This is a genomic window from Microbacterium sp., from assembly GCF_035554235.1.
GTDB lineage: Bacteria > Actinomycetota > Actinomycetes > Actinomycetales > Microbacteriaceae > Microbacterium.
In genome coordinates, this window is sequence record NZ_DATMIO010000175.1 from 1 (window position 1) to 4,745 (window position 4,745).

At 70.8% G+C, this 4,745-nt stretch carries 6 protein-coding genes; 1 reads left to right on the top strand and 5 read right to left on the bottom strand.

Annotated features, from left to right (window positions below; translation table 11 throughout):
- The 5 genes from imuA' to VNT50_RS08830 form a co-directional block, all read right to left on the bottom strand.
- On the bottom strand, positions 1–327 hold a 327-nt coding region (gene imuA', locus VNT50_RS08810; RefSeq protein ID WP_491715937.1), incomplete at its 3' end, for a DnaE2-dependent mutagenesis accessory factor ImuA'.
- A gap of 123 nt (positions 328–450) precedes the next feature.
- A complete protein-coding gene (locus VNT50_RS08815) occupies positions 451–1,197 on the bottom strand; it encodes an SDR family oxidoreductase (RefSeq protein ID WP_325484741.1) in 747 nt (248 codons plus the stop codon).
- Positions 1,198–1,272: 75 nt separating this feature from the next.
- Complete coding sequence (locus VNT50_RS08820; protein WP_325484742.1) at positions 1,273–1,770, bottom strand: HNH endonuclease; 498 nt, start codon at positions 1,768–1,770, stop codon at positions 1,273–1,275.
- A gap of 308 nt (positions 1,771–2,078) precedes the next feature.
- Positions 2,079–2,990, bottom strand: a complete 912-nt coding sequence (locus VNT50_RS08825) for a M23 family metallopeptidase (protein ID WP_325484743.1) — start codon at positions 2,988–2,990, stop codon at positions 2,079–2,081.
- A gap of 249 nt (positions 2,991–3,239) precedes the next feature.
- Positions 3,240–3,941 (bottom strand): iron-dependent transcriptional repressor DtxR, encoded by a 702-nt coding sequence (locus tag VNT50_RS08830; protein WP_325484744.1) that lies wholly within the window; start codon positions 3,939–3,941, stop codon positions 3,240–3,242.
- 139 nt (positions 3,942–4,080) lie between these two features.
- On the opposite strand from VNT50_RS08830, the gene VNT50_RS08835 reads away from it, so the two are divergent.
- Positions 4,081–4,745 (top strand): aminotransferase class V-fold PLP-dependent enzyme (locus VNT50_RS08835; RefSeq protein ID WP_325484745.1); only part of this gene is annotated, 665 nt, incomplete at its 3' end.

Genomic DNA, 4,745 nt, shown 5'->3' on the forward strand with positions numbered 1-4,745 from the left:
CGGGTCGGGAATGAGCACGAGACGCTCGAGATCGACCCCCATCGCCTCGGCCGCCTCGGCGCCGAACTGGGGCATCCCCACGGCACCGCACCAGGATCCCGCCCGCGAGGGCGGCCCGAGAAGGGCGAACAGCAGCGAGGCCGAAGGAGCGACCGAATACGCCGCCCCCGGGCGGAGACCACCGCCCGGCAGAAGCGCAGCGAGGGCCGGGTGCGCGGGAAGCACGGGCACATCGAGCCTGCGGCCCTGCGCGCGCTCGAGCTGAGCGCGCAGGCGCAGAACGTCGCCGAGACGTTCCTCCTGCTGCGTGTGCACGATCGCCCTCACTCCCACAGGCTAGAACAGATGTTCTATTGATTCAATGCCTTGAGGGAAGAGTAGGCGCGGTCATCGACATCCACGGTCTGGAATCCGTGCAGTATGTTCGATACTCCCGCAGCGCAGGTGCGTCTATGCGTCGGCGCGCGCCAGCCAGTCGGCGAACGTCTCGCGCCCGCGCTCGGCGTCGGGCCCGGGCAGGGCGAGGCCGGCGCGCATGCCCTTCATCTGCGCGCCCGGCAGGCTGATCGACGGGATCCACCCCCGGCTGCCCGCCCGCCGCGCGTAGGCGCGCACCATCTCGTCGAGCCTCTCCTCGCGCGGACCGGCGAGATCGCGCACCCGGCCCTGCGCGCGGCCCGCGGCGAGGGCGGCCAGGTGCTCGCCGACCTCGCGGGCCGCGATCGGCTGCACCCGTGCGCGAGGCGCCACGTGCAGCCGTCCGAGCTTCGCCCGCGCGTAGAGCTGCCCCGCGAACTCGTGGAACTGCGTGGCCCGCAGGATCGTCCAGGGCACCGCGGATGCCTCGACCACGCGCTCCTGCGCGAGCTTGCCGGCGTAATAGTCGTGCGGCATCCGGTCGATGCCGACGATCGACAGCAGCACGAGATGCCGGGCGCCGGAGCGCTGCGCGGCGGCGAGGAGGTTGCCCGTCGCCGCGGTGAAGAACCTCGTGGCCTCATCCGCCGACAGCGTGGTCACGTTCGCGGTGTCGATGACCGCGTCGACCCCTGCGAGGGCGGCGTCGAGTCCCTCCCCGCTGTGCAGGTCGACCCCGGTGCTGCGGCTCAGCACCACGGGTTCGTGTCCGGCGGCGCGGACGGCGTCGACCGTGGGGCGCCCGACGGTGCCGGTTCCTCCGGCGACAGCGATCTTCATCGCACGCCCTCCTTCTCTGCCGACACGCTCACGCCTGGCGCTGAACGCCGAGCACTCGGGACGAGCGAGCCCGTGCTACGCGGCGAGCGCCAGGTAGGGCTCCCAGCGCGGATCGGCGCGCTCGGTGCCCCGCACCGACCAGCCGTTGCCGTGCGGCGGGCGCGGTGTGAGCCGCAGTTCCCACCGCATCTCCTGCGGGGTGCGATCGCCCTTGACGTTGTTGCAGCGCAGGCAGCACGCCACGAGGTTCTCCCACGAGTCCGCTCCCCCGCGAGAGCGGGGCAGCACGTGATCGATCGTCGAGGCGGCCTTGCCGCAGTAGGCGCACCGGTGGGCATCGCGGCGCAGGACGCCGCGACGGGTCACCGGCACCCGTCTGCCACCCGGGACGCGCACATATCTGGTCAGCACGATGACGGCGGGGCGGTCCCATGCGGCGTGAGTGCCCCAGACGGGATCGCCCTCGATCCGCTCGATGATCGTCGCCTTGTCGTTCATCACGAGCACGAGTGCTCGCTTGAAGGACACAACCGCCAGGGGCTCGTAGCCCGCGTTCAGCACAAGGGTGCGCATCCGTTGTCCTCTCGAAGATGCCCGGAAGGCTTCCGGGTTCTCGATCTGTCGCGACGTGGGATGGCGGATGGTGCGGGCACGAAAAAGGCGCTGTCCTAGTGACAGCGCCTTAGCGCCACGGCAGAACCGTGGCCTCCGAGCGAGCAATGCCGGAGGACGTAACGACCAAGTGCATCCATGGTTCGGATGCCAGGTATTCGGTCCATCGGCTTCCCTCCGCTTCTCTCAGCGTCGAGTTTCAGGGTAACCCACCCGTGCGACAGAAGGGTCGCCGGGCGGGTTAACGCCGGATGGCGTGTCGGCGGAACTCAGCCCGCGTTGGCCTGGAGGAACGCGATCGGGTCGACCAGCTGGCCGCCGACGCGCACCTCGAAGTGCAGGTGGTTCGCGGTCGAGCGACCGGTGCTGCCGACGAGGCCGATGAGCTGTCCCGCCTCGACGGTCTGGCCCGAGACGACCTGACGGCTGCCGTACGTCATGTGACCGTAGAGGGTCGAGACGCTCTGTCCGTTGATGACGTGGTCGATCGTGACCGCGACGCCGTAACCGCCGTAGCTCTCCTGCGAGACCCGCACGACACCGGCGGCGGCCGCGAAGATCGGCGAACCACCGGCAGTCAGCATGTCGACGCCCTGGTGCGACCCGCCGCGGGACATGAAGCCGTCGCCCTGGGTGTAGCCCGTCAGCGGCCACCGGACGGCGCCCGAACCGGGAGCGACCATGTTGAGGTCGACGTTGTAGCGCGTGGAGGTCGAGGCGACGGTGGCGGCACGGCGCGCGCGCTCTGCGGCGGCGGCCTTCGCGGCGTCTTCGGCCTTCTTCTTCTGGATCTCTTCGGGCGTCGTCGCCGCATAGGTGTCGCGAGCGAGCTCAGGGGTGTCGGCAGCCGAGGCCACCACGAGCGACTGGGCGCCGTCCTCGGCGACCTGCTGCAGGGTCACCGCGTCGGCGGTCGGCTTCCAGGCGCCGTAGGCGGGCAGCGCGACGGTGGCGACCAGGCCGGCGACGACCGCGAGCGTCGCGAGACTGCGAGCGGGCTTCGCGGCGGCCTTGGCGGCGCGGCGGGGGGCCGTACGCACGGCGGTCGCGGTGAGGGCGGTACGAGCCGCGCGGCCGGCGGCGCGGCGAGAACTCGCCTTTCGGCTCACGCGCCTTGTCGGCGCGAGGCTCGTCCGGTCGTTCTCGGGCACGTCCGCGGACGAGTCGATTGCATCAGCCAAGCTTTTCCTCCGTCGCCTCTGCGCGGGGGCGCTGGCTCGTCGGCACTCTGTTCTCGGGCACGTGTTACTTCGGGCACTTTGTGCGGGTTTCGCCGAGCGGATGACGAGCCGGTGAGGCAATCCGCGCGGGGTCCGACGGCTGGCTTCTGCCTGTGGACGTCCCTCACGCTACCCGAAAGTAACGATTCTGTCACTTCCGACACCCGGTGGCGGGGCCGGAACGGCATGAATCGGCGGTCTCGGAGGGGGTCAGACCCGCTCGTCGACGAGGAAGATGTGCGATGCCACCTCGACGGGAAGCTCGAGCCCCTCGTCGCTTCCGTGCATCTGGACGAGCACGTACCCCTCGCTGTAGCGGTAGTCGCCCCGGGCGCCCGGCAGCACGCCGGCACCCCGCAGCTGCTGCAGCAGCTCGGGGTCGACCTGCACGGGCTCGGCGAGGCGGCGGACCGTGCCCTCGATCGGGGCGCCGGCCGCGTTGAGGCGGGTGACGAGGCCGACGACGCCCTCTTCGAACGTGCGCGCGGGCGAATCGCCCAACTGGGCGAGTCCGGGGATCGGGTTGCCGTAGGGCGATTCGGTGGGGTGGCCGAGCAGCTCGACGAGGCGGCGCTCGACCTGCTCGCTCATCACGTGCTCCCAACGGCATGCTTCTTCGTGCACGTACGCCCAATCGAGCCCGATCACGTCGGAGAGCAGGCGCTCGGCCAGGCGGTGCTTGCGCATGACGTCGACGGCCTTCTGGCGACCGGCATCCGTCAATTCCAGGGTGCGGTCCTCGGAGACGACGACGAGGCCGTCGCGCTCCATGCGGCCGACGGTCTGCGAGACGGTGGGGCCGGAGTGCCCGAGGCGCTCCGAGATGCGCGCACGCAGGGGAACGATGTTCTCCTCCTCGAGCTCGAGGATCGTGCGGAGGTACATCTCGGTGGTGTCGATCAAGTCGGTCATGAGGCCCTCCGAGACGCGGAAATCGTTGCCAGGCCAGCCTATCCAACATCGAAGACACGGGATCGCGGCGCGAAGACCCCCGACCGCGAAAGGAGCTGGGCCGCAAAGGGTCTGGGCCACCGAACCCTAGAATCGAGACATGCATGCCGTGATCCCGCGCGAACTCCTGCCCACCGACGGTCGCTTCGGATGCGGACCCTCCAAAGTGCGCCCCGCGCAGCTGGAGGCCCTCGTCGGGCCGGGGGCCGGCATCCTGGGCACGTCGCACCGCCAGGCGCCCGTCAAGGATCTCGTCGCACGCACGCGCCGCGGCCTCGCCGAGCTCTTCCGCCTGCCCGACGGCTACGAGATCATCCTCGGCAACGGCGGGTCGACCGCGTTCTGGGATGCGGCGGCGTTCGGGCTCATCGAGAAGCGCAGCCAGAACCTCGTCTTCGGCGAGTTCGGCGGCAAGTTCGCCGCCGCGGCCAAGGCGCCGTGGCTCGAGGCCCCCGACGTCCGCAGCGCCGACGCCGGTTCGCGCATCGCGCCGGAAGCGGTCGAGGGCGTCGATGTCTACGCGTGGCCGCACAACGAGACCTCCACGGGCGTCTCGGCGCCCGTGCGGCGCGTGCACGGCGACGAGGGCGCGCTGACCGTGGTCGACGCGACCAGCGCCGCGGGCGGCATCGACGTCGACCTCACCGAATCCGACGTCTACTACTTCGCGCCCCAGAAGAACCTCGGCTCGGACGGCGGGCTGTGGTTCGCGGCCGTCTCCCCCGCCGCGATCGAGCGCATCGAGCGCATCGCCGCCTCGGATCG

What these genes read in the sequence shown, in the direction of transcription:
- VNT50_RS08815 (WP_325484741.1), bottom strand. Translation starts at nt 1,197, where the DNA reads ATGAAGATCGCTGTCGCCGGAGGAACCGGCACCGTCGGGCGCCCCACG.
- VNT50_RS08820 (WP_325484742.1), bottom strand. Translation starts at nt 1,770, where the DNA reads ATGCGCACCCTTGTGCTGAACGCGGGCTACGAGCCCCTGGCGGTTGTG.
- VNT50_RS08830 (WP_325484744.1), bottom strand. Translation starts at nt 3,941, where the DNA reads ATGACCGACTTGATCGACACCACCGAGATGTACCTCCGCACGATCCTC.